This is a genomic window from Streptomyces sp. NPDC001549 (genome assembly GCF_042894025.1).
In the GTDB taxonomy this organism is placed as follows: domain Bacteria; phylum Actinomycetota; class Actinomycetes; order Streptomycetales; family Streptomycetaceae; genus Streptomyces; species Streptomyces kutzneri.
The window spans coordinates 223,879-249,788 of sequence record NZ_JBIAVJ010000005.1; the positions used below are offsets into that span (position 1 = coordinate 223,879).

General features: G+C 72.3%; 30 protein-coding genes. 12 read left to right on the top strand and 18 right to left on the bottom strand.

Annotated elements, in window-relative coordinates; translation table 11 throughout:
- Positions 1 to 74 precede the first annotated feature (74 nt).
- The 4 genes from ACFY04_RS11125 to ACFY04_RS11140 form a co-directional block, all read right to left on the bottom strand.
- Entirely contained in the window at positions 75 to 680 is a 606-nt protein-coding gene (locus tag ACFY04_RS11125) for a MarC family protein (RefSeq protein WP_389115713.1), read from the bottom strand.
- A gap of 75 nt (positions 681 to 755) precedes the next feature.
- Positions 756 to 1,619, bottom strand: a complete 864-nt coding sequence (locus ACFY04_RS11130; protein WP_389115715.1) for a PHP domain-containing protein — start codon at positions 1,617 to 1,619, stop codon at positions 756 to 758.
- A 69-nt stretch (positions 1,620 to 1,688) separates the two neighbouring features.
- Positions 1,689 to 2,333, bottom strand: a complete 645-nt coding sequence (locus ACFY04_RS11135) for a DUF6758 family protein (protein WP_389115716.1) — start codon at positions 2,331 to 2,333, stop codon at positions 1,689 to 1,691.
- A 60-nt stretch (positions 2,334 to 2,393) separates the two neighbouring features.
- The gene (locus tag ACFY04_RS11140) at positions 2,394 to 2,978 is read right to left on the bottom strand and encodes a suppressor of fused domain protein (protein WP_389115718.1); all 585 of its coding nucleotides are present in this window, start codon (positions 2,976 to 2,978) and stop codon (positions 2,394 to 2,396) included.
- 395 nt (positions 2,979 to 3,373) lie between these two features.
- On the opposite strand from ACFY04_RS11140, the gene ACFY04_RS11145 reads away from it, so the two are divergent.
- Positions 3,374 to 4,489, top strand: a complete 1,116-nt coding sequence (locus tag ACFY04_RS11145) for a magnesium and cobalt transport protein CorA (RefSeq protein ID WP_314243711.1) — start codon at positions 3,374 to 3,376, stop codon at positions 4,487 to 4,489.
- Positions 4,490 to 4,562: 73 nt separating this feature from the next.
- Complete coding sequence (locus ACFY04_RS11150) at positions 4,563 to 5,075, top strand: hypothetical protein (RefSeq protein ID WP_389115721.1); 513 nt, start codon at positions 4,563 to 4,565, stop codon at positions 5,073 to 5,075.
- Between the two features lie 72 nt (positions 5,076 to 5,147).
- Here the strand turns inward: ACFY04_RS11150 and ACFY04_RS11155 are convergent, their stop codons facing one another.
- Positions 5,148 to 5,939, bottom strand: a complete 792-nt coding sequence (locus ACFY04_RS11155) for a hypothetical protein (RefSeq protein ID WP_389115723.1) — start codon at positions 5,937 to 5,939, stop codon at positions 5,148 to 5,150.
- Positions 5,940 to 6,126: 187 nt separating this feature from the next.
- Between ACFY04_RS11155 and ACFY04_RS11160 the strand changes: the two genes are divergently transcribed.
- From ACFY04_RS11160 to ACFY04_RS11170, 3 genes are all read left to right on the top strand, one after another.
- On the top strand, positions 6,127 to 7,398 hold the full coding sequence (locus ACFY04_RS11160) for a magnesium transporter MgtE N-terminal domain-containing protein (protein ID WP_389115725.1): 1,272 nt from the start codon (positions 6,127 to 6,129) through the stop codon (positions 7,396 to 7,398).
- A 106-nt stretch (positions 7,399 to 7,504) separates the two neighbouring features.
- On the top strand, positions 7,505 to 8,080 hold the full coding sequence (locus ACFY04_RS11165; RefSeq protein ID WP_389116028.1) for a DUF1003 domain-containing protein: 576 nt from the start codon (positions 7,505 to 7,507) through the stop codon (positions 8,078 to 8,080).
- Between the two features lie 87 nt (positions 8,081 to 8,167).
- Positions 8,168 to 9,283, top strand: a complete 1,116-nt coding sequence (locus ACFY04_RS11170; RefSeq protein ID WP_266606612.1) for an Mrp/NBP35 family ATP-binding protein — start codon at positions 8,168 to 8,170, stop codon at positions 9,281 to 9,283.
- Between the two features lie 84 nt (positions 9,284 to 9,367).
- Here ACFY04_RS11170 and ACFY04_RS11175 read toward each other — a convergent pair whose 3' ends face one another.
- The 5 genes from ACFY04_RS11175 to sigE form a co-directional block, all read right to left on the bottom strand.
- Positions 9,368 to 10,099, bottom strand: coding sequence for a hypothetical protein (locus ACFY04_RS11175; RefSeq protein WP_389115727.1), 732 nt, complete (start codon positions 10,097 to 10,099; stop codon positions 9,368 to 9,370).
- 139 nt (positions 10,100 to 10,238) lie between these two features.
- Positions 10,239 to 10,685: a sec-independent translocase gene (locus tag ACFY04_RS11180; RefSeq protein WP_389115728.1), complete on the bottom strand. Its 447-nt coding sequence runs from the start codon at positions 10,683 to 10,685 to the stop codon at positions 10,239 to 10,241.
- 118 nt (positions 10,686 to 10,803) lie between these two features.
- A complete protein-coding gene (locus tag ACFY04_RS11185; protein ID WP_389115729.1) occupies positions 10,804 to 12,282 on the bottom strand; it encodes a trypsin-like peptidase domain-containing protein in 1,479 nt (492 codons plus the stop codon).
- A 54-nt stretch (positions 12,283 to 12,336) separates the two neighbouring features.
- Positions 12,337 to 13,020, bottom strand: coding sequence for a zf-HC2 domain-containing protein (locus ACFY04_RS11190; protein WP_389115731.1), 684 nt, complete (start codon positions 13,018 to 13,020; stop codon positions 12,337 to 12,339).
- On the bottom strand, positions 13,017 to 13,796 hold the full coding sequence (gene sigE, locus ACFY04_RS11195) for an RNA polymerase sigma factor SigE (protein WP_199810289.1): 780 nt from the start codon (positions 13,794 to 13,796) through the stop codon (positions 13,017 to 13,019). Before sigE ends, ACFY04_RS11190 begins: the two co-directional genes overlap by 4 nt.
- A gap of 178 nt (positions 13,797 to 13,974) precedes the next feature.
- On the opposite strand from sigE, the gene ACFY04_RS11200 reads away from it, so the two are divergent.
- Positions 13,975 to 14,637, top strand: a complete 663-nt coding sequence (locus tag ACFY04_RS11200) for an O-methyltransferase (protein ID WP_030385883.1) — start codon at positions 13,975 to 13,977, stop codon at positions 14,635 to 14,637.
- Between the two features lie 76 nt (positions 14,638 to 14,713).
- On the opposite strand, the gene ACFY04_RS11205 is transcribed toward ACFY04_RS11200, so the two are convergent.
- Entirely contained in the window at positions 14,714 to 15,331 is a 618-nt protein-coding gene (locus ACFY04_RS11205; RefSeq protein WP_389115733.1) for a hypothetical protein, read from the bottom strand.
- 130 nt (positions 15,332 to 15,461) lie between these two features.
- On the bottom strand, positions 15,462 to 15,629 hold the full coding sequence (locus ACFY04_RS11210; protein WP_003966491.1) for a DUF3117 domain-containing protein: 168 nt from the start codon (positions 15,627 to 15,629) through the stop codon (positions 15,462 to 15,464).
- 333 nt (positions 15,630 to 15,962) lie between these two features.
- Here ACFY04_RS11210 and ACFY04_RS11215 point away from each other — a divergent pair, with 333 nt between their 5' ends.
- A complete protein-coding gene (locus ACFY04_RS11215) occupies positions 15,963 to 16,766 on the top strand; it encodes an enoyl-CoA hydratase/isomerase family protein (protein WP_389115735.1) in 804 nt (267 codons plus the stop codon).
- A gap of 25 nt (positions 16,767 to 16,791) precedes the next feature.
- Here the strand turns inward: ACFY04_RS11215 and ACFY04_RS11220 are convergent, their stop codons facing one another.
- Both ACFY04_RS11220 and ACFY04_RS11225 read right to left on the bottom strand, forming a co-directional pair.
- Entirely contained in the window at positions 16,792 to 17,370 is a 579-nt protein-coding gene (locus ACFY04_RS11220) for a DNA-3-methyladenine glycosylase I (RefSeq protein WP_389115738.1), read from the bottom strand.
- On the bottom strand, positions 17,367 to 17,720 hold the full coding sequence (locus tag ACFY04_RS11225; protein ID WP_109781240.1) for a DivIVA domain-containing protein: 354 nt from the start codon (positions 17,718 to 17,720) through the stop codon (positions 17,367 to 17,369). Before ACFY04_RS11225 ends, ACFY04_RS11220 begins: the two co-directional genes overlap by 4 nt.
- Positions 17,721 to 17,796: 76 nt before the next feature.
- Between ACFY04_RS11225 and folP the strand changes: the two genes are divergently transcribed.
- Positions 17,797 to 18,657, top strand: coding sequence for a dihydropteroate synthase (gene folP, locus ACFY04_RS11230; protein ID WP_389115739.1), 861 nt, complete (start codon positions 17,797 to 17,799; stop codon positions 18,655 to 18,657).
- Positions 18,658 to 18,700: 43 nt separating this feature from the next.
- Here the strand turns inward: folP and ACFY04_RS11235 are convergent, their stop codons facing one another.
- Both ACFY04_RS11235 and dapE read right to left on the bottom strand, forming a co-directional pair.
- On the bottom strand, positions 18,701 to 19,468 hold the full coding sequence (locus tag ACFY04_RS11235) for a TIGR00730 family Rossman fold protein (RefSeq protein ID WP_328961805.1): 768 nt from the start codon (positions 19,466 to 19,468) through the stop codon (positions 18,701 to 18,703).
- 64 nt (positions 19,469 to 19,532) lie between these two features.
- Positions 19,533 to 20,612: a succinyl-diaminopimelate desuccinylase gene (dapE, locus tag ACFY04_RS11240; RefSeq protein WP_389115740.1), complete on the bottom strand. Its 1,080-nt coding sequence runs from the start codon at positions 20,610 to 20,612 to the stop codon at positions 19,533 to 19,535.
- A gap of 87 nt (positions 20,613 to 20,699) precedes the next feature.
- Between dapE and ACFY04_RS11245 the strand changes: the two genes are divergently transcribed.
- Both ACFY04_RS11245 and ACFY04_RS11250 read left to right on the top strand, forming a co-directional pair.
- Positions 20,700 to 21,677, top strand: coding sequence for a hypothetical protein (locus tag ACFY04_RS11245; protein ID WP_389115742.1), 978 nt, complete (start codon positions 20,700 to 20,702; stop codon positions 21,675 to 21,677).
- 253 nt (positions 21,678 to 21,930) lie between these two features.
- Positions 21,931 to 22,311 (top strand): ATP-binding protein, encoded by a 381-nt coding sequence (locus tag ACFY04_RS11250; protein WP_389115745.1) that lies wholly within the window; start codon positions 21,931 to 21,933, stop codon positions 22,309 to 22,311.
- Between the two features lie 77 nt (positions 22,312 to 22,388).
- Here ACFY04_RS11250 and dapC read toward each other — a convergent pair whose 3' ends face one another.
- Both dapC and fdxA read right to left on the bottom strand, forming a co-directional pair.
- Positions 22,389 to 23,483, bottom strand: a complete 1,095-nt coding sequence (gene dapC / locus ACFY04_RS11255; RefSeq protein ID WP_189732774.1) for a succinyldiaminopimelate transaminase — start codon at positions 23,481 to 23,483, stop codon at positions 22,389 to 22,391.
- A 107-nt stretch (positions 23,484 to 23,590) separates the two neighbouring features.
- Complete coding sequence (gene fdxA, locus ACFY04_RS11260; protein ID WP_030011906.1) at positions 23,591 to 23,920, bottom strand: ferredoxin; 330 nt, start codon at positions 23,918 to 23,920, stop codon at positions 23,591 to 23,593.
- Positions 23,921 to 24,037: 117 nt separating this feature from the next.
- Between fdxA and ACFY04_RS11265 the strand changes: the two genes are divergently transcribed.
- Together ACFY04_RS11265 and ACFY04_RS11270 are read left to right on the top strand one after the other, a co-directional pair.
- Entirely contained in the window at positions 24,038 to 25,024 is a 987-nt protein-coding gene (locus ACFY04_RS11265) for a GNAT family N-acetyltransferase (RefSeq protein WP_389115746.1), read from the top strand.
- Complete coding sequence (locus ACFY04_RS11270) at positions 25,021 to 25,815, top strand: tetratricopeptide repeat protein (RefSeq protein WP_389115747.1); 795 nt, start codon at positions 25,021 to 25,023, stop codon at positions 25,813 to 25,815. The genes ACFY04_RS11265 and ACFY04_RS11270 overlap by 4 nt, the downstream gene beginning before the upstream one ends.
- Positions 25,816 to 25,910 lie beyond the last annotated feature (95 nt).

Here is a 25,910-nt window from a genome sequence, read left to right on the forward strand (position 1 = left end):
CCCCGCACCGGTCCCGGTGCGGGGGCGTTCGCATGAGCCGGCCGCGTGCGGCAGGCAGGGGGCGCGGCGGGGCCTCAGGCTCCGTCGATCACCTGGAGCACGCCGTTGATGATCTGCTGGACGGCGATCGCCGAGAGCATCATGCCGGCGAGGCGGGTGACGAGGACGACGCCGCCGTCCTTGATCACCCGGATGATCACCAGCGAGTAGCGCATGGTGATCCACAGCACGACGTGCATGGCCACGATCGCGGCCCAGACCGAGACCTGCCCGGCGGGGCCGTCGACCTTCTGGACGGCCAGGATCACGGACACGATCGCGCCGGGCCCGGCCAGCAGCGGCATGCCCAGCGGGACCAGGGCCACGTTCACGTCCTTGGTCTGCTTCGGCTCGTCGTTCTTGCCGGTGAGCAGGTCCAGCGCGATGAGCAGGAGCAGCAGACCACCGGCGATCATCAGCGCCGGGACGGAGACGTGCAGGTAGTCCAGGATCTGCTGGCCGCAGACACCGAAGACCGCGATGACGCCGAAGGCCACGCAGACGGCCTGCCAGGCCATACGGCGCTGCACCTTGACGGGGCGGCCGGAGGTCAGGGCGAGGAAGATCGGCGTGATCCCCGGGGGGTCCATAATCACAAAAAGGGTGAGGAAAAGGGATCCGAAGACGGCGAAATCAAACACAGTGATGCCTTGCAGAAGAGAGGGGTGTCGCGAAGAAGAAGTGTGGGACGGGTGGAGCGGGCCGGATCCGGCCGGTCAGCGCTCGCGTCCGCCGGCGCCCGGCACCGGGAAGGCCCCCGTGGCACGGCGCGTGATCTCGCCGTAGATCTCGGGGTCGGTCGTGTACTCCCCGAGACGGCAGGTCTTGCGGCTGCCGTGGTAGTCGCTGGACCCCGTGGCCAGCAGGCCGAGGCCGGCCGCCAGGCCGCGCATCCGCGTGCGGGTGCCGGCGTCGTGGTCCATGTGGTCCACCTCGATGCCGTCCAGGCCCGCGGTCGCCAGTTCGGCTATCACGGACTCGGAGACGCACCGGCCGCGCTTGACGGCGGCGGGGTGCGCGAGGACGGTGACCCCGCCGGCCGCCTTGACCAGGCGCACGGCCTCGAACGGGTCGAGCTCGTGCTTCCCGGCGTACGCGCGGCCGCCGTCGGCGAGCCAGTCGGGCGTGAAGGCGTCCGAGACGGTGGGTACGACGCCCAGCTCGACGAGGGCGGTGGCGATGTGCGGCCGCCCGACCGAACCGTCACCGGCGATCCTGGCCACCTGCTCCCAGGTGACGCCGACGCCGAGGTCCTGGAGCTTGCCGATCATGGTCCGGGCGCGCGGGGTGCGGTCGTCGCGGACGAGCTCCCGCTCGCGGGCCAGCTCGGGCTCCTCGGGGTCGAAGAGGTACGCGAGCATGTGCACGCCGACCCCGTCGAGCCGGCAGGACAGTTCGGCCCCGGTCACCAGCGTCAGTCCGGCGGGCAGGGCCGCGAGGGCCTCGCCGTATCCGCGCACGGTGTCGTGGTCGGTCAGCGCCACCACGTCCAGCCCGGCACCGGCGGCATTGCGCACGAGCTCGGCGGGGGTGTCCGTACCGTCGGAGGCCGTGGAGTGGGCGTGCAGGTCGATGCGCACAGCCTGACTCCATGGGTCGTACGTACGGGGGACACTCCAGGATAACCGGGCCGCGGACCCCCCTCGGCCTCAGGCGGGGCCCAGGATGCGGGGGCTCAGGGCCCCGCACGGAACGAGCTCGACCTCGGCTCCCGCGTCGCGCAGGTCGGTGAGGACGAGCTCGTCGTACATCAGCAGGCCGGACTGCTCCGGCCAGACGATCGCCCAGAGCCACAGGCCGCACGCCTCGCCGGCGAAGACGGCCCGGTCGTCGGGGCCGCCGGCCACGTGCCACAGCGGTGTCGGGCGGCCCGCCGCGACCACCTTGGCGTGGGGCGGCGCCGATACGTCGATGGACGAGCCGGGGTCGACGCCGTCGATGCCCGCGTACCGCGCGCCGAGGCCCACACCCAGCTCCTCCGCGATCAGCAGCAGCTCGCCGATCCCGCCCAGCGGGCCGGGGCCGGAACAGGCCACCGCCGTCGCCCGGCCGCCGCTGCGGTCGTCACCGGCGGACGCGACCCCCGTGAACAGCCACCCCACCGGCAGCGGCCACGGCATCCACACCGGCACCCGCGCCCGGTGCACCATCACGTTCAGGCCCTCGACGCTCGGCGGGATGACGGGTTGCAGGGGGTGGACAGCGCCGTGCACCGCGCACTGCCAGGAGTCGGAGAAGAGTCCGGGCGCCCTGACCCGGCCACCGCACTTCGGGCAACTTGGTTCACCCCTCATAAGATGCCACGCTCCTCCCCGCCCGGCCCCCAGTCAAGGCACGCTCACCCGTCCGGGCCCTCAGTCCAGTGCGACAGCGCTGCGCAAAGGGTCCCGCAGGTCCGTTCCGCGCGCGAGCCAGCGTTCCTGGAGGGCGGCCGCTCCGTGCACGCGCTTCCAGGCGGCCTCGTTCGCCGTCATCGGCAGCAGGGGCAGGAACTGCACCGGGTCCATGGGCTCGTCGAGCTCCAGGTCCTCGACCAGACCGCCCGCTTCCGCCACGAGGACCGAGCTGAAGGGGGCCCCGTCCCAGAGCGGTTCGCCCACGTCCAGCGAGGCCCCTGGGGCCACGATCAGCCCCTCGACCTGGGGGGACGCGGCCAGCACCGCGAGCGGCCGCAGGAGTTTGTCGGTGGCGGCCAGCCCTGCCCGTACGGTCAGCACGAGCTCGGCGCGCGGGCCCCGTACGGGGTCGGCGACCACGGCGGTCGGATCGGTCATCGGGTGCGCGGACATCCCGAGGGTCGCGTACCGCACGAGGTCGCCCTCGGCGAAACGGAGTACCTCGATGCGGTCGGTGCCCAGGAAGGTGACGGCGGCGCGTGCGTCGGGTTCACCGAACGCCGTGCGCAGCCGGGCCTCCACGAGGGCCAGAATTTCTGCCATGAAGCGAGCATAGAACTCGTATCAGGCGGGTAAAGGGCGGGTCTTGACCATCCGTCGGCTGATAGTGTTGACAGCTGTTCGGGGCCGCACGCAGAAGCGGTGTTTCAGTGCCCCGGCAACAGGACGTCCCTCACGGGGGACCGGCCGGAGGAGGTGGGGCTGCGGTGGACCGAAGTCGATCGTGCAGTACCAATCGCTCTTCCACTTCTGTGACGGGCGCATCCCGCCCCCTTTGATCTGCTCGATCCATCTGATCCGCTGATCAGTAGAAGAGCGACGGCAGAACGTTTGTCCTCCGTCCTGTTCCCTCCCCCCTGCCCGGGCCTGCCCGCCCGCCTGCGGTGGAGGGTCTCCCACCCGTACGGTCCGCAGCCGTGCGCGAGAAGGAGCCTGCCATGTCGATGCTGCCCTACCTCCGTGCGGCCGTTCGCCCGGCCCTGCGCAGGGCCACCCCCGTACAGCCCGGCTACGACACCACCCGCGACCCGTCGGCGAGCAGCGCGGTGGTCGACTGCGCCGTGTACCGCGACGGGCGGCGGATGCTGGGTCCGGCGTGTCTGACGCCCCGTGAGGCGATCCGCCGGGTCCGCGAGGACGGCGGGTTCGCCTGGATCGGCCTGCACGAGCCGACGGAGGCCGAGTTCGCGGGGATCGCCGCGACCTTCGGGCTGCACCCGCTGGCCGTGGAGGACGCGGTGCACGCGCACCAGCGGCCGAAGCTGGAGCGCTACGACGACACCCTCTTCACCGTCTTCAAGACGATCCACTACGTCGACCACGCCGAACTGACCGCCACCAGCGAGGTGGTGGAGACCGGCGAGGTGATGTGCTTCACCGGCCCCGACTTCGTCATCACCGTCCGGCACGGCGGACAGGGCTCCCTCAAGGGGCTGCGCCACCGCCTCCAGGACGACCCGGACCTCCTCGCCAAGGGCCCCTCGTCGGTCCTGCACTCCATCGCCGACCACGTGGTCGACGGATACATCGCGGTCGCGGCGGCGGTGCAGGACGACATCGACGAGGTGGAGAGCGAGGTCTTCGCCGCCCCCGCCAAGGGCAGTGCGCGCGGCGGCGACGCGGGCCGCATCTACCAGCTCAAGCGCGAGGTGCTGGAGTTCAAGCGGGCGGTCTCGCCGCTGCTGCGTCCGATGGAGCTGCTGAGCGAACGGCCGATGCGGCTGGTGGACCCGGACATCCAGAAGTACTTCCGCGACGTCGCCGACCACCTGGCGCGGGTGCACGAGCAGGTGGTGGGCTTCGACGAGCTGCTGAACTCGATCCTCCAGGCCAATCTCGCGCAGGCGACGGTCGCCCAGAACGAGGACATGCGCAAGATCACCTCCTGGGCGGCGATCATCGCCGTGCCGACGATGATCTGCGGCGTGTACGGCATGAACTTCGACCACATGCCGGAGCTCCACTGGCGCTACGGCTATCCGATGGTGATGGCCGCGATCGCCGCCTCCTGCTTCACCATCCACCGCGCGCTGCGCCGCAACGGCTGGCTCTGAGGCGGGCCCGCCCCGGGTCTTGCGGGCCGGGACGCCCGCTCGCGCGCGGGGAGCGACCCCCTACCCTGTCGGCATGACTCTCAGCACGCTCGACCTGGCCCTCGTCGAGGAGGCCACCAAGAAGTCCGGCCTGATCTGGGTGCGCGGCGACGGGACCGACCGCGCCCTGTGGCACGCCTGGGTGGACGGCGCGGCCCATGTGCTGGGCGACGGGCCCGGCGAGCAGCCGTTCCCGGGGCTGGCGGACGGCGCGCGTGCCGAGGTGACCGTGCGGAGCAAGGACAAGGGCGGCCGGCTGGTGGCCTGGACGGCGACGGTACGGGAGCTCCCGCCCCGCGGCGAGGAGTGGGCGGCGGCGGTCGCCGAGCTCAAGGGCAAGCGGCTGAACGCGCCCGACTCGGAGGACATGACCGAGCGGTGGGCCCGGGAGTGCCGGCTGCTGCGGCTGGAGCCGGAATCGGTCCGTGCGCAGCTCCCGGACGGCTCGCTGGCCGCCGTTCCGCTGCCGTCCCCGGCGACGACCCGCCGGGCCGTCCCGGCGGCCCTGCCGAAGCTGCTGCTGAAGCGCAAGAAGGCCCGGAGCTGAAAGCCGCCCGCGCCCTGCCGTAAGGGGTACCGGGGACGGGTGCGTGCCGGGGCGCGCCCGGCCAGCGGAACGTTACGGCTTCGTCGGGTTCGCGCCCTGGCCGGAGCCCTTGGAGGGGGCCGGGGCGGGGGCGCCGCCCTGGTCCTTGGTCGTCGGCAGCTGGGACCCGTAGTCGACCGTCTGGTCCTGCGCGGGTGCCTCCAGCGGGAACGTCTTGCCCCACTCGGCGAGTTCCACCCGGCCCGCGCCGCCCGCCCGCTCCATCAGCAGCGGGTACGGGGTGCCCTCCAGGGAGACCGAGAGCTTGCCGCCCTTGCCCGCGTCCGCCGTGACCTGGACCGCGCGGGTGTGCCCGACCTTGGTGTACGAGCCCTTGGCGAGCTTGCCCTCCAGCCCGAGCAGCCCGTCCAGCAGCACGTCCATGTCGGTGAAGCCGCGGAACTGCTTGTACGAGGGGTCGCCCTCGGGCACCTTCACGAACTTGTCGCCGAGCTTGCCGGCCGAGTCGGACTGGCCCCAGAACGCCGCGCTCGCCTTCAGGTACAGCTGCTCCCCCACGCGCAGCAGCTGGAAGGTGTCCTCGTTGGACTTCACCTCGCCGGAGCCGCCGTCCGCCTTGAGGCGCATGTCGAGGGTGAAGGACTTGCCGCCGCTCACCAGCGTGCCGGACAGGTGCACCGAGTCGGCCTCCGTCGCGGCCGCCTTCGCCTTCGCCTCGATCTTGTCGGCGGACAGCTTGCCGACACCGTTCGTGCCCTCGTCGGGGTCCTCCCCGCAGCCCGTACCGGTGACGGCGAGGCCCGCGCACAGCACGCCGATGAAGGCGGCCCGGCGCAGCCGCGCGGCAGGGAAGTAGGCGGTCACGGGCGGGTGCCTCTCGTCGGTCGTCTGCGAGCAGCAGGCAGCGTACCCGCCCGTACCTCGCGCCCCGCGACCGCGCCCCGGTGTTCGCCCGCCCCCGGGCGGACCGCCCCACCAGGACGCTTTCGGGCGGCACGGGCTAGCCTGAGGGGCGGCACGACTCTTGATCGACGCACTAGGAGGCGCTCGGATGGCTGCAGGCGCCCCGCGGATCTTCGTCTCGCATCTGTCGGGTGTGCCCGTCTTCGATCCCAACGGCGACCAGGTCGGCCGGGTCCGCGACCTCGTCGCGATGCTCCGGGTCGGCGGCCGCCCGCCGCGGCTGCTCGGCCTGGTGGTCGAGGTCGTCAGCCGGCGGCGGATCTTCCTGCCCATGACCCGGGTCACCGGTGTGGAGTCCGGGCAGGTCATCACCACCGGTGTGATCAACATGCGGCGGTTCGAACAGCGTCCGACCGAACGCCTGGTCCTGGGCGAGCTGCTGGACCGGCGGGTGACGCTGGTCGCGAGCGGCGAGGAGGTCACCGTCCTGGACGTGGCCATCCAGCAGCTGCCGGCCCGCCGGGACTGGGAGATCGACCGGATCTTCGTACGGAAGGGCAAGTCGGGGGCGCTGCGCCGGCGCGGCGAGGCCCTGACGGTGGAGTGGTCGGCGGTGACGGGCTTCTCGCTGGAGGAGCACGGGCAGGGCGCCGAGAACCTGGTCGCCACCTTCGAGCAGATGCGCCCGGCCGACGTGGCGAACGTACTGCACCACCTGACGCCGAAGCGGCGCGCCGAGGTGGCCAGCGCCCTCGACGACGACCGGCTCGCGGACGTACTGGAGGAGCTGCCCGAGGACGAGCAGGTGGAGATCCTCGGCAAGCTGAAGGAGGAGCGCGCCGCCGACGTCCTGGAGGCGATGGACCCGGACGACGCGGCCGACCTGCTCTCCGAGCTGCCGGAGGACGACAAGGAGCGGCTGCTGACGCTGATGCAGCCGGACGACGCGGCGGATGTGCGCCGCCTGCTGTCCTACGAGGAGAACACCGCGGGCGGTCTGATGACCACCGAGCCGATCGTGCTGCGGCCGGACGCGACGGTCGCGGACGCGCTGGCCCGCGTACGGCAGGCGGACCTGTCGCCGGCGCTGGCGGCGCAGGTGTACGTGTGCCGGCCGCCTGACGAGACGCCGACGGGCAAGTACCTGGGCACGGTGCACTTCCAGCGGCTGCTGCGGGACCCTCCGTTCACGCTGGTCAGCTCGATCGTGGACACGGACCTGCCGCCGCTGCGGCCGAACGCCTCGCTGCCCGCGGTGACCACGCACCTCGCCGCCTACAACATGGTGGCGGTGCCGGTGGTCGACGAGAGCGGCTCGCTGCTGGGCGCGGTGACCGTGGACGACGTGCTGGACCACCTGCTGCCGGACGACTGGCGGGAGACGGACTTCCATTCCGAGGAGGCCCTCGGTGGCCGCTGAACGAGGACGCTTCGAACGGGGGCGGGGCGAGCAGGCGCGCGAGCGGCGCCGCGAGCAGATCCGGGAGCGGCGCGAGCAGGCACGGACGCAGGCGCGCGAGCACGGGCTGGCGGCGGAAGCGGCGGAACGTTCCGGCGAGCGCGCGGGGAGGTCCTCGGGCGCCGGGTCGAGCGCGCTGACGCGCTCGCGGGTGCGCCTGGACCTGCCGCGCGCGCCGCGCCGGTCGCTGCTGCCCGAGTACGACCCGGAGGCCTTCGGGCGGCTGTCGGAACGGGTGGCGCGCTTCCTGGGCACCGGCCGGTTCATCGTCTGGATGACCCTGGTCATCATCGTCTGGGTGCTGTGGAACATCTTCGCGCCGGACAACCTGCGGTTCGACCCGTACCCGTTCATCTTCCTGACGCTGATGCTGTCGCTCCAGGCCTCCTATGCCGCTCCGCTGATCCTGCTCGCGCAGAACCGGCAGGACGACCGCGACCGGGTCACCCACGAGCAGGACCGCAAGCAGAACGAGCGGTCCATCGCCGACACCGAGTACCTGACCCGGGAAATCGCCGCCCTGCGGATGGGCCTGGGCGAGGTCGCCACCCGCGACTGGATCAGGTCCGAGTTCCAGGACCTGATCAAGGAGATGGACGAGCGGCGTCTATTCCCCGCCGAACGTGACGAAGGCGACCGCTGACGGGCTTTCCTGCGGCCTGCTACCGAGCCGTACCATCGGGGCATGGCTACCGACACAAGCTCCGCCGCCGTGCCTGAGCAGGACGCGATCCTGGACGCACTGGCGACGGTGAACGACCCCGAGATCCACCGGCCGATCACCGAGCTCGGCATGGTCAAATCGGTGGAGATCGGTGAGGGCGGCGAGGTCGCCGTCACGGTCTACCTCACGGTGTCCGGCTGTCCCATGCGCGAGACCATCACGAAGAACGTCACCGAGGCCGTCGAGAAGGTCGCGGGCGTCACCTCCGTCGCCGTCTCCCTCGACGTGATGAGCGACGAGCAGCGCAAGGACCTGGCGGCCACGCTGCGCGGCGGCACCGCCGAGCGCGAGGTGCCCTTCGCCAAGCCGGGTTCGCTGACCCGTGTGTACGCGGTCGCGTCCGGCAAGGGCGGTGTCGGCAAGTCCTCCGTCACGGTGAACCTGGCCGCGGCGATGGCGGCGGACGGCCTGAAGGTCGGCGTGGTCGACGCGGACATCTACGGCCACAGCGTGCCGCGCATGCTGGGTGTGGACGGCCGTCCGACCCAGGTCGAGAACATGATCATGCCGCCGTCGGCGCACGGCGTGAAGGTCATCTCCATCGGCATGTTCACCCCGGGCAACGCCCCGGTGGTGTGGCGCGGGCCCATGCTGCACCGCGCGCTCCAGCAGTTCCTCGCCGACGTGTTCTGGGGCGACCTGGACGTACTGCTGCTCGACCTGCCGCCGGGCACGGGTGACATCGCGATCTCCGTGGCCCAGCTGGTGCCGAACGCAGAGATCCTCGTCGTCACCACCCCGCAGCAGGCCGCGGCCGAGGTCGCCGAGCGGGCCGGCTCCATCGCCGTGCAGACCCACCAGAAGATCGTCGGCGTGGTCGAGAACATGTCGGGCCTGCCGTGCCCGCACTGCGACGAGATGGTTGACGTCTTCGGCTCGGGCGGCGGCCAGAAGGTCGCCGACGGCCTGACCAAGACGGTCGGCGCGACGGTGCCGGTGCTGGGCTCGATCCCGATCGACGTCCGGCTGCGCGAGGGCGGCGACGAGGGCAAGCCCGTCGTCCTGTCCGACCCGGACTCCCCGGCCGGCGCGGCCCTGCGCGCGATCGCGGGCAAGCTGGGCGGCCGGGCGCGCGGCCTGTCGGGCATGTCGCTGGGCATCACCCCGCGCAACAAGTTCTGACCGTCCGTACCACGGGGAAGGGCGCCGCTCGCCGAGCGGCGCCCTTCCCCGTACCGGGCCCCGTCGCCCGGTACCCGTGACCCGCTACTGGTACGAGCCGAGGTCCGCGATCGCGGAGAAGCCGAGACCGTACGCGCTCATGCCGCGGCCGTAGGCGCCCAGGTGGACGCCGCTGCCGGTGGAGCCGGCCAGCACCCAGCCGAACTCGGACTCGCGGTAGTGGAAGGTCGTCGGCTCCCCGTCCACGGGCAGCGACAGCGTGGACCAGTCCTCGCCGTCGAGGTCGTCGGCGAGCTCCCACGCGGCCTCGGTCTGCTGGTCGAGCCAGTCGTTGCGCAGGGCGTGGTCCATCTGTCCGGGCCAGCTGTAGGCCAGCAGCCCGGAGCCGGCCAGCCACGCGGCCGAGGAGACCGAGGTGGCCTCCAGGACGCCGGTGCCGTCGCCGCTGCGGCGCAGCGGGTTGCTCGCCACGGTGATGACCACCGCGAAGCGTTCCTTCTCACCGGTGGCGATCTCGCCCCGGGCGGAGGGCTCGTCGCCGTGGCCGGTGGAGCCGTGCTCCACCGTTCCGTCGGCGGCGGTGCCGACCTGCATGAGCCAGCGGGGGCCGGTGAAGGCTCCGTCCAGCCCGTACCAGGGGAAGTCGGCCGCCAGGAACCCCTCGGCCGTCCGGCGGGCCGCCGGTACGGGCGCAGGGGCCTCCTGTGGCTGCGTATCGCTGTGTGGGCCGGTATCCGGCTCCTGGGCGGGTGCGCCTGCGGGGGCGGGGGCCTCCGCGGTCTGCGCCCCTACCCGGCTGCTGCTCGTCGTCTCCATCTGGGCGGCCTCTCGTTCCGTGGGGTCCGGAACGGCCCTCCCCCTCGCTGTGCTGGGGGGACCCCCTCCCTCGGGCGTCCTGCGATCCGGACAGATGGAGGATAGCCATCCGACCGCGAATCGCCGGGCAGGCCGCGCGTCAGGTGGCGTCGGCGTCGAAGCGCGAGCGTTCTTCCGGGGCGGGGGCGGCGGGCTTCTTCAGCAGGTCCGGGCCGGTCACGGCGGGCGTGGCGGCCGCGGCCGGGGAGGCCGGGGCAGCGTCGGCCTCCGAGCTCTTCACGGCCTCGGAGACGTCGCTGAGCTCCTTGCGGAGGTCGAAGCTGGTGCGGATCTCCTTGAGGTCCTCGTTCTCGGTCAGCTGCTTGCGGATGAAGGTCTTCGGGTTCAGGTCCTCGAACTCGAAATCCTTGAACTCCGGGCCCAGTTCGGAGCGGATGTCGTTCTTCGCGCTGTCCGAGAACGCCCGGACCTTCCGGATGAAGCCCGTGACGTCCTGAATGACCTTGGGCAGCTTGTCCGGTCCGAAGACGAGGATGCCGAGCACCACGATCGTGACAAGTTCGAGTGCGCCTATGTCGTTGAACACCTTGCCGCTCCTCGGCTCTCTATCACTTCGGGCCCCGACACACGGTACCCGGCGTTGTCCACGGACCCCTACCTGCGTACCGCCTCCGCGGCGCTTTCACCCTCCTGTCATCCCGCGCTCATGAGCCGTTCGCCGATCCGAGGACCACTTTCAGTGTGGTTTCGCGGCCGCCGCGGAGCACGGTGAGGGTCAGCGGGTCGCCCGGGCGGTGGGCCCGGATCTTGATGATCAGCTCGTCGCCGCCGCGCACCCGCTGGCCGTCCACCTTGGTGATCACGTCCCCGGCCCGGATCCCGGCGCGCGCGCCCGGTCCGCCGGCGACGACGGACGGCTTGCCGTCCTCGCCCTTGTCCCCGACCCGGGCCCCGTCGCCCGCGTAGTCCATGTCGAGGGTGACGCCGATGACCGGGTGCGTGGCGCGGCCGGTGCGGATGATCTCCTCGGCGACGCGCTTGCCCTGGTTGACGGGGATGGCGAAGCCGAGCCCGATGGAGCCGCCCTGCCGGGTGGGATCTTCCTTGTCGGCCCCGCGGATCGCGCTGTTGATGCCGACCACGTGGGCCTTCGCGTCGAGGAGCGGGCCGCCGGAGTTCCCCGGGTTGATGGGGGCGTCGGTCTGCAGCGCGTCGACGTAGCTGATGTCGCTGCCGTCGCCCTTGTCACCGCCCGCGGTGACGGGCCGGCCGGTGGCGCTGATGATGCCGGCGGTGACGGTGTTCGACAGGTCGAAGGGCGCGCCGATGGCCACCACCGGGTCGCCGACCTCCACGTTGTCGGAGTTCCCCAGGCTCAGCGGCTGGAGCCCGCGCACCCCGCTGACCTTGACCACGGCCAGGTCGTAGCCGGAGTCGCGGCCGACCAGCTCGGCGGTGACGCTCTCGCCGGTGCTGAAGGTGACCGTTATCTCCTGGGAGTCGGCCACCACGTGGCTGTTGGTCAGGATGTGCCCCTGCTGGTCGAGCACGAAGCCGGTACCCGTACCGCTGCCCTTCGTGCCCCGCACGTGCAGGGTGACCACGCCGGGCAGTGCGGTGGCCGCGATCCCGGCCACACTCTCGGGGGCCCGGCCCCGGTCGGCGGCGCCGGCCGTCTGGGGGAGCTCCAGCCGGGTGCTGCTCTGCCGCTCGGCGAGCACGCCGAGGTAGCCGCCGATCCCGCCGGCGAGCAGGGCCGTTCCGAGGCTGAGGGCCACCACCTGCCACAGCCGGATCCCGCGCGGCGTCCGGCCCCGGTCCACGACCTGCAGGGGCTCGGCGCCCCAGGGGTCGTACCGCACCATGGGGACTGCGGCCGGCTCGTCCGAGGCCGGCTCGTCCGAGGCCGGCACGTCCTGGGCAGACACGTCCGAGGCCGAGACGTCCGAGGCCGGCACGTCCTGGGCAGACACGTCCGAGGCCGAGACGTCCTGGGCCGGGGCGTCCGGGGCAGACACGTCCGAGGCCCGGGCCTCCGGGGCCGGGGCCGCGTCCTGTACGTGGTCCTCGCCCCCGGTTCCGGGCCGCGGCGCGGGAACCGCTTCGCGGCGGCCCTCCTCGGTCGTCCCCTCGGGCCGGCTCCACCACTGCGGAGCCGGGTCGGTCTGCTGCCTGTCGGCCATGGGCGCTCCCCGCGTACCTATGCGCATGTGCCGCAGATTCAACCAGGTCCCGCGTCAGCGCAGCAGGGAGACCGGGCGTGCCGGGTGCTGCGGGGAGGGCTGGAGCGGCGGCAGCGGGGTCGCCACGGCCGACAGGAGGGTCGGGACGGCCTCGGGGCTGGGCAGCCGGTCACGGGCCCCTTGATCGGCCACGGGCAGGGCAGGACCGGGCCTGGAGGCCGGGGCCGGGGAATCACCCCGCAGGTTCGGGTCCACCTCCAACGGCAGGGCGCCGCCGAGCGCGAGAGCGGCCAGCGAGACGGCCCCGGCGGCGACGAAGGCGAACCTGCGGCGCGGACGGCCCACCTCGTGGATGCGGAAGCCCTCCTGCGGCCGCGGCCGTGCGGCGAGCGGCAGCCCGTACGCGAACGCGTTGAAGGGGTCGGCCCCCGCGGTGCTTGCCGGGTCGGTGGGACGGCCGGGACCGGCGGGACCGGCGGGACCCGACGGATCGTCGAGGCCGCCGCCAGGCAGCCCCTGCAACCGCGCGAGCAGCCCCGCGGACAGCGGCGGCGGCGCGCTCTCCACGAACATGGTCTTCAGACGCCGCTGGGCATCGGCCTCGGCCTTGCACCTGGCACAGGTCGCCAGATGGGCCAGGACCCGGTCGCGGGCGTCGTGTTTCAGCTCCCCGTCCACCAGGGCGGCAAGCCGGTCGCCCAGGTGCTGTTCGGCGGGTGACGGACTGACGTCGCTCACTCGGCTCCGCCCTCTCCCCCGGCGCCGGGGGCGCCCATCGCCACTCCGGCCAGCGCGCGCTGCTCGGCACGGGCCTGCGGGGACCGGTGCTTGAGTGCCTTGCGCAGGTGCGAACGGCCCCGGTGGATACGGCTGCGCACGGTGCCGAGCTTCACGCCGAGCGTCGCGGCGATCTCCTCGTACGACAGGCCCTCGATGTCGCACAGCACCACGGCCGCGCGGAACTCGGGGGCGAGGGTGTCCAGCGCCTGCTGCACGTCCGCGTCGAAGTGGGTGTCGTGCAGGACCTGCTGCGGGGACGGCTCACGGCTCGGCAGCCGGTCGGCGGCGTCGTCGCCGAGCGCGTCGAAGCGGATCCGCTGCTTGCGGCGCACCATGTCCAGGAACAGGTTCGTCGTGATGCGGTGCAACCAGCCCTCGAAGGTGCCGGGGGTGTACGTGGACAGCGAGCGGAAGACGCGGACGAAGACCTCCTGCGTCAGATCCTCGGCGTCGTGCTGGTTACCCGTCAGACGGTAGGCAAGGCGGTAGACCCGCGCGCTGTGCGTGCTGACGATCTCCTCCCATGAAGGAGGGGTCCACGCCTGGGAGCCCGCATCGGCGGCAAAGGTCGCGGTGGTTGCGGCGTCGGCGGTGTGGAAGCGGTCAGCAATGTAGGTCACGGATTTCGGCTCACCCGCCGACCAGAAGAGGCGTCTCAGTACGCCCCCACGATCCACAGGCGCAGCCGCACCTCCCCTGTCGGCTCTGGTGGTGTCCAGTGGAGTCCCTACCATAGCCACCCCCTCTGTCAGCTCCGGATAAGCGTTTTTGCAGTATCTTTACGCGAGACTTAAGCCCGGGAGCGGTCCTGGCCGTCGATCTGCCCGGCACCGTCCCTTCTTATCCCGCCTCCACCCTTCACAACGCCCGGTCCCATCTGCGGGTTCCCGACGTCAACGGATACAGTCACCGTTGCGCCAACTATGGGGACAGGAGAGGGTCATTACCGGCAACCGGCAGACGAGCTGGGCGTTCGCCGACGCGTTTGTCGCCGAGGACGACGCTCTGCGATGGGCCCGCGACCGGTCCAGGGAAGCGGGCCTGAGGTCCGTCTCCCCCGGTACCGGGGCCGCGCTGCGCCTGCTGGCCGCCACCGCGGACGCCAAGGCGGTCGCCGAGATCGGCACCGGAACCGGCGTTTCCGGCATCCACCTGCTGCACGGAATGCGCCCCGACGGGGTGCTGACCACGGTGGATCCCGAAGCGGACCGGCAGGCCTTCGCCCGCCAGGCCTTCCGCGCCGCCGGCTTCGCGGGCAACCGCGCCCGTTTCATCCCCGGCCGCGCCCTCGACGTGCTCCCGCGACTCGCCGACGGCGGATACGACCTCGTCTTCTGCGACGGGGACCCCTCCGAGTCCCTCGACTACCTCGCCGAATCGTTGCGGCTGCTGCGCCCCGGCGGACTGGTGTGCTTCGAGGGGGTCTTCTCCGACGGCCGCACGGTCGACTCCGCGGCCCAGCCGGTGGAGGTCCTGCGCGTCCGCGAGCTGCTGCGCAGCGTCCGCGAGAGCCCCGCGCTGGAGGCCGCGCTGCTCCCGGTGGGCGACGGGCTGCTGTGCGCCGTGCGGCGCTGAGCCCCCGGGGTCGCCGGCGGGCCGCGTAGGACCTGCGGGTCCACCGGGCCGCGGCCGCGCGGCCGCGGCCCCCGGATCAGTTCAGGAGCGCGAAGGTGAGGGCCGCCGTACCGCCCAGCGCGGTGCCGGCGAGGAGCTGGGCCGGGGTGTGCGCCTTCAGCACCAGCCGGGACCAGCCCACGGCGGCGGCGATCAGCACCGCGGGGAGCACCTGGAGCCCGAGGACGAGCAGCAGGATCATCACGGTCCCGCCGGCCACCGACATGTGGATCGATATCTGCCAGGCCACCGTGACCAGCAGCGAGGACACGAGGCCCACCAGCATCGCCACGACCAGCGCGAACACCTCCCGGGGGGCGCCCAGGACGTGCAGGAGCGTGACTCCGGCGATGACGGAGACCAGGCTCAGGGCCATCGGGACGACCCGCTGACGCCGTACCCGGATGTGCTGGTCGGTCAGCGCGCCCCGGCGGACGCCGAGGGCGATGATCCCGACCGGGACCAGCCCGCAGAACAGGGCGGCGAACAGGCCCCAGCCGAGCCCGGCCCACGACATGGTGCTCCGCCATCCGACGAGCAGCAGCAGCGCGACCACCAGAGGGGCCGGTGCCAGCACGTCGGAGAGGATCCGGGCCGCCTTCTGGCGGGCCGTGCAGTCGGCGAAAGCGGGCGGCGCAGGCGGCGCGAAGGTCACGGCACGGCTCCGGAAGGCTCGGGTCCAGGACTGACGACACAACGCTGCCCCGGCCGCGGGATCGCGGTCGGGGCAGCGCAGAGAATGCGGAAATGCAGAAGGTGGAAGTACTGCCGGTGTCCCCGTGGGGTCAGCCGACGACCTTCTTCAGGGCGTCACCCAGGGCGTCCGCCTCATCAGGGGTCAGCTCGACGACAAGCCGACCGCCGCCCTCGAGCGGTACGCGCATGACGATGCCCCGCCCCTCCTTGGTGACCTCGAGCGGGCCGTCGCCCGTCCGCGGCTTCATGGCCGCCATGCTCGTTCCCCTTCCTGAAACCAGCTCATCGTCAGCCGACGGCCCCATTCAGGCGCCTAATACCCGGCATCGAACACATTGCTTCCCAGCCATTATCCCGCATGTCAGGACCCGATGACCAACATCGCATGGGAACGCTTGGGCAACGCGCTCGGCCAAAACCACTCATTTCGGGGAGCCGCCTGCGATACTTCGCCGCCGCACCCGGGAAGCGGCACCGGCTTTCTTTGACGCACATCACATGTGCGCGCCACCTCCGGTCCGCCATGCTGACCTTTGTACCGGACAGTACCGACCGGTAGCCAAGCCCGCGACGAAGGGGGACCCCCTGCCATGGCCGACAGCGTGCTCTACGAAGTGACCGACGGACTCGCGACCATCACGATCAACCGCCCGGACGCGATGAACGCGATGAACACCGAGGCCAAGATCGCCCTGCGCGACGCGGTCGAGGCGGCGGCCGCCGACACCGCCGTACGGGCCGTGCTGCTCACCGCGGCCGGGAACCGGGCCTTCTGCGTGGGTCAGGACCTCAAGGAGCACATCGGGAATCTCGCCTCGGACCGCGAGACCGGCTCCTCGCTGACCATGACCACGGTGGCCGACCACTACAACCCCATCGTGCGGGCGCTCACCGAGATGCCGAAGCCCGTGGTGGCCGGCGTGAACGGCGTCGCGGCCGGGGCGGGCTTCGGCTTCGCGCTGGCGGCGGACTTCCGGGTCGTCGCCGACACCGCCTCCTTCAACACCTCGTTCGCCGGGGTGGCGCTGACCGCCGACTCCGGGGTCTCGTGGACCCTCCCCCGTCTGATCGGCGCCTCCCGCGCCTCGGACCTGCTGCTGTTCCCGCGTTCGATCAAGGCCCAGGAGGCGTACGAGCTCGGCATCGTCAACCGCCTCGTGCCCGCGGACTCCCTGCACGCCGAGGCGGAGGCCGTGGCCCGCGCGCTGGCCGCCGGCCCGACGGTCGCGTACGCCGCGCTGAAGGAGTCCCTGGCCTACGGGGCCTCCCACACGCTCTCCGAGGCCCTGGCCCACGAGGACACCCTCCAGACCCGTGCGGGGGCCTCCGAGGACCACTCCATCGCCGTCCAGGCCTTCCTCGCGAAGCAGCCGCCGAAGTACCTCGGCCGCTGACGCGCGTGCCGCGACCCGGCCGGGCTCAGGCCGGGTCGCGGGAGACGCAGTCGGCCAGGTGGTCGTTGACCAGCCCGCAGGCCTGCATCAGGGCGTAGGCCGTCGTGGGGCCGACGAAGCGGATGCCGGCCTTCTTCAGGGCCTTGGCGAGGGTGGTGGACTCCGGCGTGACCGCCGGGACCTCGGTGACCGTCAGCGGGGCCGGTCCCGCTTCCCCGGGGGCGTGGGACCAGATCAGGGTGTCCAGCTCGCCCGGCTCCCACCCGGCGAGGACCTTCGCGTTGGCCAGGGTCGCCTCGATCTTGGCCCGGTTGCGGATGATCCCCTCGTCGGCCAGCAGCCGCTCCGCGTCGCGGTCGTCGAACTCCGCGACCGCCGCGATCGAGAAGTCCGCGAAGGCCTTACGGAATCCCTCGCGGCGCCGCAGGATCGTGATCCAGGACAGCCCCGACTGGAACGCCTCCAGGCACAGCCGCTCGTAGAGGGCGTCGTCCCCGTGCACCGGACGGCCCCATTCGGTGTCGTGGTAGACGACGTAGTCCGGCGTGGACAGCCCCCACGGACAGCGCAGCAGCCCGTCCGCACCCGCCACCGAACCGCTCACCGCTCGCCGCCCTTGCTGAGGTCGACGTGCCCGGGCGCGTCCGACGGGGCGGCGGCGGGCGCCGCCGCGGCCGTCAGCTGCGCGATCCGCGCGTCCCGCTCGGCCAGTTCGGCCGCGAGCCGCTCCAGTACGTCGTCCACCTCGGCCATCCGGTACCCGCGCGGGGCGACCGGCAGCCGCAGCGCGTCGATGTCGGCCCGTACGACGGGCCGGGTCTCCGGCAGCCCGTCCGCGACCCGGTCCGGCTCCGCTTCCGGCAGGACGGCCTCCGAGCCGCCGCCGATCACCGCCAGGGTGACCGCTGCCACGACCACGACCAGCGCGATCATCAAGAAGAAGAACACGATCAACTCCCCTGAGAGACTCCGGCCACCAGGTTAAGGTCGCAGGCGAGGCGCAAGGGCCGCCGAAGGAGGAAAGAGCAGGATGCTGCGACTGGGCAGGCGCGAGTTCGACACCCACGAGCCGGTGATCATGGCCATCGTGAACCGGACGCCGGACTCCTTCTACGACCAGGGCGCGACGTTCCGCGACGAGCCGGCGCTGGACCGGGTCGAGCACGCGATCGCCGAGGGCGCCGCGATCATCGACATCGGCGGGGTCAAGGCGGGCCCGGGCGAGCACGTGGACGCGGCCGAGGAGGCACGGCGCACGGTCGGCTTCGTGGCCGAGGTCCGGCGCCGCCACCCGGACGTGGTGATCAGCGTGGACACCTGGCGGCACGAGGTCGGCGAGGCGGTGTGCGAGGCCGGGGCCGATGTCCTCAACGACGCCTGGGGCGGGGTGGACCCCAAGCTCGCGGAGGTCGCCGCGCGTTACGGCGCGGGGCTGGTCTGCACCCACGCGGGCGGGGTGGAACCGCGCACCCGGCCGCACCGGACCGCGTACGAGGACGTCATGGAGGACGTGCTGCGCGTGACGGTCGGACTCGCGGAGCGGGCGGCGGCGCTGGGCGTCCGCCGGGACGCGATCATGATCGACCCCGGTCACGACTTCGGGAAGAACACCAGGCACTCGCTGGAGGCCACGCGCAGGCTGGACGAGATGACGGCGACGGGCTGGCCGGTCCTGGTCTCCCTGTCCAACAAGGACTTCGTCGGCGAGACCCTCGACAAGCCGGTCAAGGAACGCCTGCTGGGCACCTTGGCCACGACGGCCGTCTCGGCCTGGCTGGGCGCGCAGGTCTACCGCGTCCACGAGGTCGAGGAGACCCGGCAGATCCTGGACATGGTCCGCTCCATCCAGGGCCACCGCCCCCCGGCGGTCGCCCGCCGCGGCCTGGCGTGAACCCCTTGCCGGGCCCGGGGCGAAGTGCCCCGGGCCCGGGCAGTCACTTGCCGACTTCCTTCGTCACCAGTGCGATCGCCTCATCCACCTCGTCGGTGACGTGGAACAGGTAGAGGTCCCTCTCCGAGGCCTTGCCCTGGGCGATCACGGTGTTCCGCAGCCAGTCGATCAGGCCGCTCCAGTACTCCGTGCCGAAGAGCACGATCGGGAAGCGGGTGATCTTCTGGGTCTGGACCAGGGTCAGTGCCTCGAACAGCTCGTCCAGCGTGCCCAGGCCGCCCGGCAGGACGACGAAGCCCTGGCTGTACTTCACGAACATCGTCTTGCGGACGAAGAAGTACCGGAAGTTCAGGCCGAGATCGACGTGCTGGTTGAGCCCCTGCTCGAAGGGGAGCTCGATGCCGAGGCCGACCGAGACGCCGTTCGCCTCGCGGGCGCCCTTGTTGGCCGCCTCCATGGCCCCCGGACCGCCGCCGGTGATCACCGCGAAGCCGGCGTCGACCAGCGCGCTGCCGATCCGCACGCCCGCGTCGTACTCGGGCGAGCCCTCCGGCGTACGGGCCGACCCGAACACGCTGATCGCGGGCGGCAGCTCGGCGAGCGTGCCGAAGCCCTCGATGAACTCCGACTGGATGCGCAGGACCCGCCAGGGATCGGTGTGCACCCACTCGGAGGGCCCCGCCGAGTCCAGCAGCCGCTGGTCCGTCGTACTGCCCGCCTGCACCTGGCTCCGCCTCCTCAGCACCGGCCCGAGCTGCTGCTCCTCGGGCCGGCGACGAGCGGAACCCTCGGGACTGCCGTGGTTGCCCATGCTGTGCTCCCTCCTGCTGATCGTTGGATCAGGGTAGGCGCACAAAGGTGACGAGAAGCGGAATTCAGGAGGTCAGCCAGGCGCGGAGTCGTTCCTCGCAGTGCAGGATCGCCTTCGTCTCGACGCGTTCGTCGACCTTGTGCGCCAGCAGGGCGTCGCCCGGGCCGTAGTTGACCGCCGGGACGCCGAGGGCACTGAAGCGGGAGACGTCCGTCCAGCCGAACTTGGGCATGGCGCGGCCGCCGACCGCCTCCATGAAGGCCTTGGCGGCCGGGTGGGAGAGGCCGGGGAGGGCGCCGGGCGAGGAGTCGTCGACCACGAACTCGGCGATGTCGCAGTCCGCGAACACCTCCCGCACGTGGGCCAGCGCCTCGGCCTCGGTGCGGTCCGGGGCGTAGCGGAAGTTGACGGTCACCGTGCACGCGTCGGGGATGACGTTGTTGGCGACGCCGCCCTCGATGCGGACCGCGTTGAGGCCCTCGTGGTACTCCAGGCCGTCGATGACCGGCCTGCGGGGCTCGTAGGCCGCGAGGCGGGCGAGGATCGGGCTCGCCGAGTGGATGGCGTTGGAGCCCATCCAGCTGCGGGCGGAGTGGGCGCGCTCGCCGGCGGTGCGCAGCAGGACGCGCAGGGTGCCCTGGCAGCCGCCCTCGACCTCGGCGTCCGAGGGCTCCAGCAGGACCGCGAAGTCGCCCGTCAGCCAGTCGGGGTGGGCGCCTGCGACCTTGCCGAGGCCGTTGAGGTCGGCGGCGACCTCCTCCTGGTCGTAGAAGACGAAGGTGAGGTCCCGGTTCGGCTCGGGCACGGTCGCGGCGATGCGCAGCTGCACGGCGACACCGGACTTCATGTCGGTCGTGCCGCAGCCCCACAGCACGTCGTTCTCGTCGAGGCGGGAGGGGACGTTGTCGGCGATCGGCACGGTGTCGAGGTGGCCGGCCAGTACGACGCGCTCGGCGCGGCCGAGGTCCGTGCGGGCGACGACGTTGTTGCCGAAGCGGTCCACGGTGAGGTGCGCCAGGCCGCGCAACGCGTGTTCCACGAGGTCGGCGAGTACCTTCTCGTCGCCGCTCACGGACGGAATGTCGACGAGCCGGGCGGTCAGCTCGGCGGCGTCCAGGGTGAGGTCCAGCTCGGATTCGGACATGGAACTGACCCTAACGCCCCGGGATGCGACGAAGCCTCGTACGTCCGGCCGGTGGACGCGTCATATGCCTCAAGTACGGTGGGCCGCGTGTCCGAGACCCGTGATCCCCGTCCTCGTCGCCGCCGGCTGCTCCGGGCGGCCGTCGGCCTGCTCGTTCTCCTCGCGGTGATCGGGTACTTCGCCGTGCAGCACGATTCGAACGGTGGCGGCGGCGCCCCGTTCTGTATGGCCAGCGCGGATCCGGTCGGGGAGGACGAAACCTCTGAAACGTACGAAATGTCGCCGGAGCAGGCGGCCAACGCGGCGACGATAGCCGCCGTCGGTGTCGCCAAGGGCCTGCCCGACCGGGCGGTGACCATCGCGCTGGCGACCGCCATGCAGGAGTCCGCGCTGCGCAATCTCGATCACGGCGACCGGGACTCGCTCGGCCTCTTCCAGCAGCGGCCGTCGATGGGCTGGGGCACTCCGGAGCAGATCACGGACCCGGTCTACTCGGCCGGGATCTTCTACGACCACCTCGTCGACGTGCCGGGGTACTCGCGCCTGCCGCTGACGGTGGCCGCGCAGAAGGTGCAGCGCAGCGGGTTCCCGCAGGCGTACGCGAAGCACGAGCCCGACGCGACCGTGCTGACGGCGGCCTTCGCCGGCGGGGGCACCCTGAACTGCGGCGGACCCGCGCCCACCGGGCCGGGCGACCCGGAGCGGGTACGGGCCGACCTGGTCCGGATCTTCGGCAAGGACGGGATGCACACCATGTCCCCGCAGGGCGGCCAGGCCGGCCGGAACGCCGGCGGGGGCCGGACGGCCCCGGAGGCCGAGGTCACCCTGACGGAGAAGAAGGCCGGCGATGAGGCCGCGGTCCGCCGCAGCCGGGCCATGGCCCACTGGGCGGTGGCCAACGCGAAGGCGATGGGCATCTCCCGGGTGTCGTACGACCGGCACGGCTGGATCGCGGGCAAGGACCGGGGACGGTGGCAGGACAAGGCCGGCGCGGGGACCAAGGACGGTGCCAAGGACCTCCACTACGCGGGCCCGGGCGAGGTACGGATCTTCATGGCCCGCTGATCCGCTCGGCGGCGGGGCACACGCCGGGGGCGCCCGGGCTCACGTACGAGTGATCACTCCTGCGGGGGGATCCGTGTAGCGGGCCACGGATCCCGGAAACGGACGGAAGCCCTGGTCGGCGTGCATCCAATGCGCTTTTCCCGGAAGCCGATTAAACGATGCGTTACCGATCCTTTACCCACTGGCACCGCAACTCCACCCGCCCCCGGAGCGGTTAGGACGGCGTACTCAGCCGCTACCGCTTAGGAGCAACATGTCTCTCCCCCTGACCCGCCGGATCGCCCGTGCCGCGCTGCTGATCGCAGCCGGGGCAGCGCCCGTGGTCGGTGCGGCCGGCGCGGCCAGCGCCGCCGGTCTGGAGTCCGTGCCGCAGCTGGGCCAGCTCACCGCCACGGACACCGCCGCGACGGCGGACGCTGCCACGGGTGCCGTCGACACCGCCGGCAGCGCCACCAAGGCCCTGCCGGCCCCCGCCTCCGAGGTGGCCGGCACCGCGCAGGGCCTGCTCGGCGGGCTCCCCACGGCGCAGGAGCTGCCGGTGTCCTCGCTGCCGACGTCCTCGCTGCCGACGTCCGGTGTCCTGCCGGGCGGTCTGCCGGGCGGTCTGCCGGGCGGTCTGCCGCTGGGCGGCTGACGCCGCAGGAACCGCCGAGGGGGCCGGGAGTGCGAACTCCCGGCCCCCTCGGGCGTTTTCGTAGTGGAACCCGGAGGTCAGCCGAGGCGCTTGACCGCCGCCTCGACCCGCTCGTCGGTGGCGGTGAAGGCGACGCGCACGAACCGCGCTCCCGCCTCGCCGTAGAAGTCGCCCGGCGCGACCAGGATGCCCAGGCCCGCGAGGTGGGCGACGGTGTCCCAGCAGGGCTCGTCGCGGGTCACCCACAGGTACAGGCTCGCCTCGCTGTGCTCGACCCGGAAGCCGTGCGCCTCCAGGGCCGTACGCAGTGCCGCGCGGCGGGCCGCGTAGCGCTCGCGCTGCTCCTCGACGTGGGTGTCGTCGCCGAGGGCGGCGACGGTGGCCGCCTGCACCGGGGCGGGGGTCATCATGCCGCCGTGCTTGCGGATCTCCAGCAGCTCGCCGAGCACGTCCGCGTCACCGGCGACGAAGGCCGCCCGGTAGCCCGCCAGGTTGGAGCGCTTGGAGAGGGAGTGGACGGCCACGATGCCCTCGTACGAGCCTCCGCAGACGTCGTCGTGGAGGACGGAGACGGGCTCGGCCTCCCAGCCCAGCTCCAGGTAGCACTCGTCGCTGAAGAGCAGGATCCCGTGCTCGCGCGCCCAGGCCACGATCCGGACGAGGTCCTCCTTGGCCAGGACCTTGCCGGTGGGGTTGGAAGGGGAATTGAGCCACAGCAGCTTCACACCGGCCGGGTCGAGCTCGGTGGGGTCGTCGTACACGACGGCCTCGGCGCCGCACAGCCGCGCGCCGACCTCGTACGTGGGGTAGGCGAGCCGGGGGTAGGCGACCTTGTCCCCGGCGCCCAGGCCCAGCTGGGTCGGCAGCCAGGCCACCAGCTCCTTGGAGCCGACGACCGGCAGGACGTTGCGGTGTTCGGCGGCGCTCGCGCCGAGGCGGCCGCGCACCCAGCCGGTGATCGCGTCGCGCAGGGCGACGGTGCCCCACACGGTCGGGTAGCCCGGGGAGTCGGCGGCCTCGATCAGGGCGCGCTGGATCAGCTGCGGGACCGGGTCCACGGGCGTGCCGACCGACAGGTCGACGATGCCGTCCGCGTGGGCCGCCGCCGTGGCCTTGTAGGGCTCCAGCTTGTCCCAGGGGAAGGCGGGAAGACGGTCGGATACTGCGGCCACGGTGGTCTCTGCTCTCTCTGAGTGCTGGTGTGTGCGGGTCGGGAAACACGTCGGTCCCGTGCGGCGGGAAGGCCGTACGGGACCGAGGGGCGCGTCTGCCTGAAAAGTCAGTGCTCGCCGTTGATACCGGCGGGCAGCGCCGCGACGAAGGGGTGATCGCGCTCGATCAGGCCCAGCTTGGAGGCACCACCGGGCGAACCGAGCTCGTCGAAGAACTCGACGTTCGCCTTGTAGTAGTCCTTCCACTCCTCCGGAGTGTCGTCCTCGTAGAAGATGGCCTCGACCGGGCAGACCGGCTCACACGCACCACAGTCGACGCACTCGTCCGGGTGGATGTACAAGGACCGCTGGCCCTCGTAGATGCAGTCGACGGGGCACTCTTCGATGCATGCCTTGTCCTTGACGTCGACACAAGGCTCCGCGATGACGTAGGTCACGCTCTCGTTCCTCCTCGGTAGGGCTTTCCATATCGCGCGGGAGCGCGGCGTCGTCGATGCCCGCACCTAGTATCTCCGTTCCCGGGCACGATCCGAACAGGAGGGGCGGACAGAGCTGTGGAAATCACTGCCGGTGGACTGCTGGAGGTCCGTATTACCCCGGCTGACGTGGGTAAACGAGTCTCTGTACGACGGGTGGAGGCCGTAGTGAGCGGATCACCCGAGTTCACGGACACGGTCGGGGTTCTCACATCCTGGGACCAGGGTGTGCTGCTGATCACAAAGAAGGACGGACAATCCGTCCGCATCTCGGAATCCTCGCTGGTGGCGGGCAAGATCGTGCCTCCGGCGCCGGCCCGGCGCCGGGGTCCCGCGGCCTCCTTCGAGGAGCTCTCGCGGGTCGCCGCGCGGGCCTGGCAGCCGCTGGAGAGCGAGCAGCTGGGCGGGTGGACGCTGCGGGCGGCCGCCGGATTCACCCGGCGGGCCAATTCCGTGCTGCCGCTCGGCGACCCGGGGATACCGCTGGACGATGCACTCGCGCGAGTGACCTCCTGGTACGCGGAGCGGTCGCTTCCGGCCTATGTGCAGGTCGCGACGGGGGCCGCCGGCACCCAGGAGGTGCTCGGCGCGGAGCTGGAGCGGCGCGGCTGGGTGAACGAGGTGTCGGCGGAGGTACGGATCGGGGCGCTGGCGCCGGTGGGCGACGTGGACGCGCCCGCGGCCGGGGCCGTACGCCTGACCCGGGCCCCGGACGAGGAGTGGCTCGGGCGCTACGGGAAGGTGAGCGACCCGGACCTGGCCCGGCGGATGCTGGTGGAAGGGCCGTCGGTGTGGTTCGCGGCGCTGCCGGGGGGCCGGGCCATCGGGCGCTGCGTGGTGGACGGGCGGTGGGCCGGCTTCGCGGCGGTGACCGTGGATCCCGCCCACCGGCGGGAGGGCCTGGCGACGGCGGTGATGGCCGCGCTGGCCCGGCGGGCGCTGGAGGAGGGCGCTTCGGCGGCCTGGCTCCAGGTCGAGACGGACAATCCGGGGGCGCTGGCGCTGTACGGCGGGCTGGGTTTCGCCACGCACCACACGTACCACCACTACCGGGCGGCCTCGTGAGTCCGGCGGCCTGGCGGGAGCAGTTCGCGGCCGAGGCCCGGGCGGAGCGGCCCGACCTGGCGCTGCTGTGCCTGCTGCTGGCCACCGAGGGGGACCCGGAGCTGGACGAACGCGCCATGGACCGGGCGCAGATCGAGCTGGACCGGCTGGCCGGGATGCTGCCGTACGGGCTGCGCGGCGGGCGGGCGTGGGCGTCCGCGGTGACGGAACTGCTGGGCGGGCGCCTCGGGTTCCACGGCACCCCGGCGGACTACGACCGGCTGTCGTCCTCGCTGCTGCACGAGGTCCTGAGGCGGCGGCGCGGGCTGCCGATCCTGCTGTCGGTGGTGTGGCTGGAGGTCGCCCGGCGGGCCGGGGCGCCGGTGTACGGGCTGGGGCTGCCGGGGCACTTCGTGGTGGGCTTCGGGGACCCGGAGGAGGGCGTGGTGGTGGACCCGTTCGCGGGCGGCGCGTCGCTGGGCACCGGGCCGGCGGAGCTGGCGTCGGGGCCGCGCGAGCCCGCCCGGACGCTGGACATCGTGCAGCGGATCCTGGCGAACATCCGGGCCTGGGCCTCGGCCCGCCCGGAGCAGTCGGGGGTGGCCCTGTGGGCGGTGGAGCTGTCGCTGCTGCTGCCGTCGCATCCGGCGGCGCTGCGGTACGAGCGGGCGCGGCTGCTGGTGGAGCGGGGCTCCTTCCAGGAGGGGGCGGCCGAGCTCGACGCGTACGCCGGGGTGGTCTCCGCGGTGGACGCCGATGCGGCGGCCCGCATCCGTGCGGAAGCCGTCTCGGCCCGCGCCCTCCTGAACTGACCTCGTTCAGGCTCGCCTGGGCCACATTCAGCCCCGCCGGCGTCTGAGGCGCGGGGTCTGGGGCGGAGCCCCGGGGAACCCGGCTCCGCCGGGCA

Excerpts from the sequence above, each read along its gene's own strand:
- ACFY04_RS11135 (WP_389115716.1), bottom strand. The coding sequence starts at position 2,333 with ATGAGGGGTGAACCAAGTTGCCCGAAGTGCGGTGGCCGGGTCAGGGCG.
- ACFY04_RS11140 (WP_389115718.1), bottom strand. The coding sequence starts at position 2,978 with ATGGCAGAAATTCTGGCCCTCGTGGAGGCCCGGCTGCGCACGGCGTTC.
- ACFY04_RS11145 (WP_314243711.1), top strand. The coding sequence starts at position 3,374 with ATGTCGATGCTGCCCTACCTCCGTGCGGCCGTTCGCCCGGCCCTGCGC.
- ACFY04_RS11150 (WP_389115721.1), top strand. The coding sequence starts at position 4,563 with ATGACTCTCAGCACGCTCGACCTGGCCCTCGTCGAGGAGGCCACCAAG.
- ACFY04_RS11160 (WP_389115725.1), top strand. The coding sequence starts at position 6,127 with ATGGCTGCAGGCGCCCCGCGGATCTTCGTCTCGCATCTGTCGGGTGTG.
- ACFY04_RS11175 (WP_389115727.1), bottom strand. The coding sequence starts at position 10,099 with ATGGAGACGACGAGCAGCAGCCGGGTAGGGGCGCAGACCGCGGAGGCC.
- ACFY04_RS11185 (WP_389115729.1), bottom strand. The coding sequence starts at position 12,282 with ATGGCCGACAGGCAGCAGACCGACCCGGCTCCGCAGTGGTGGAGCCGG.
- sigE (WP_199810289.1), bottom strand. The coding sequence starts at position 13,796 with ATGGTAGGGACTCCACTGGACACCACCAGAGCCGACAGGGGAGGTGCG.
- ACFY04_RS11210 (WP_003966491.1), bottom strand. The coding sequence starts at position 15,629 with ATGGCGGCCATGAAGCCGCGGACGGGCGACGGCCCGCTCGAGGTCACC.
- ACFY04_RS11215 (WP_389115735.1), top strand. The coding sequence starts at position 15,963 with ATGGCCGACAGCGTGCTCTACGAAGTGACCGACGGACTCGCGACCATC.
- folP (WP_389115739.1), top strand. The coding sequence starts at position 17,797 with ATGCTGCGACTGGGCAGGCGCGAGTTCGACACCCACGAGCCGGTGATC.
- ACFY04_RS11235 (WP_328961805.1), bottom strand. The coding sequence starts at position 19,468 with ATGGGCAACCACGGCAGTCCCGAGGGTTCCGCTCGTCGCCGGCCCGAG.
- dapE (WP_389115740.1), bottom strand. The coding sequence starts at position 20,612 with ATGTCCGAATCCGAGCTGGACCTCACCCTGGACGCCGCCGAGCTGACC.
- ACFY04_RS11250 (WP_389115745.1), top strand. The coding sequence starts at position 21,931 with ATGTCTCTCCCCCTGACCCGCCGGATCGCCCGTGCCGCGCTGCTGATC.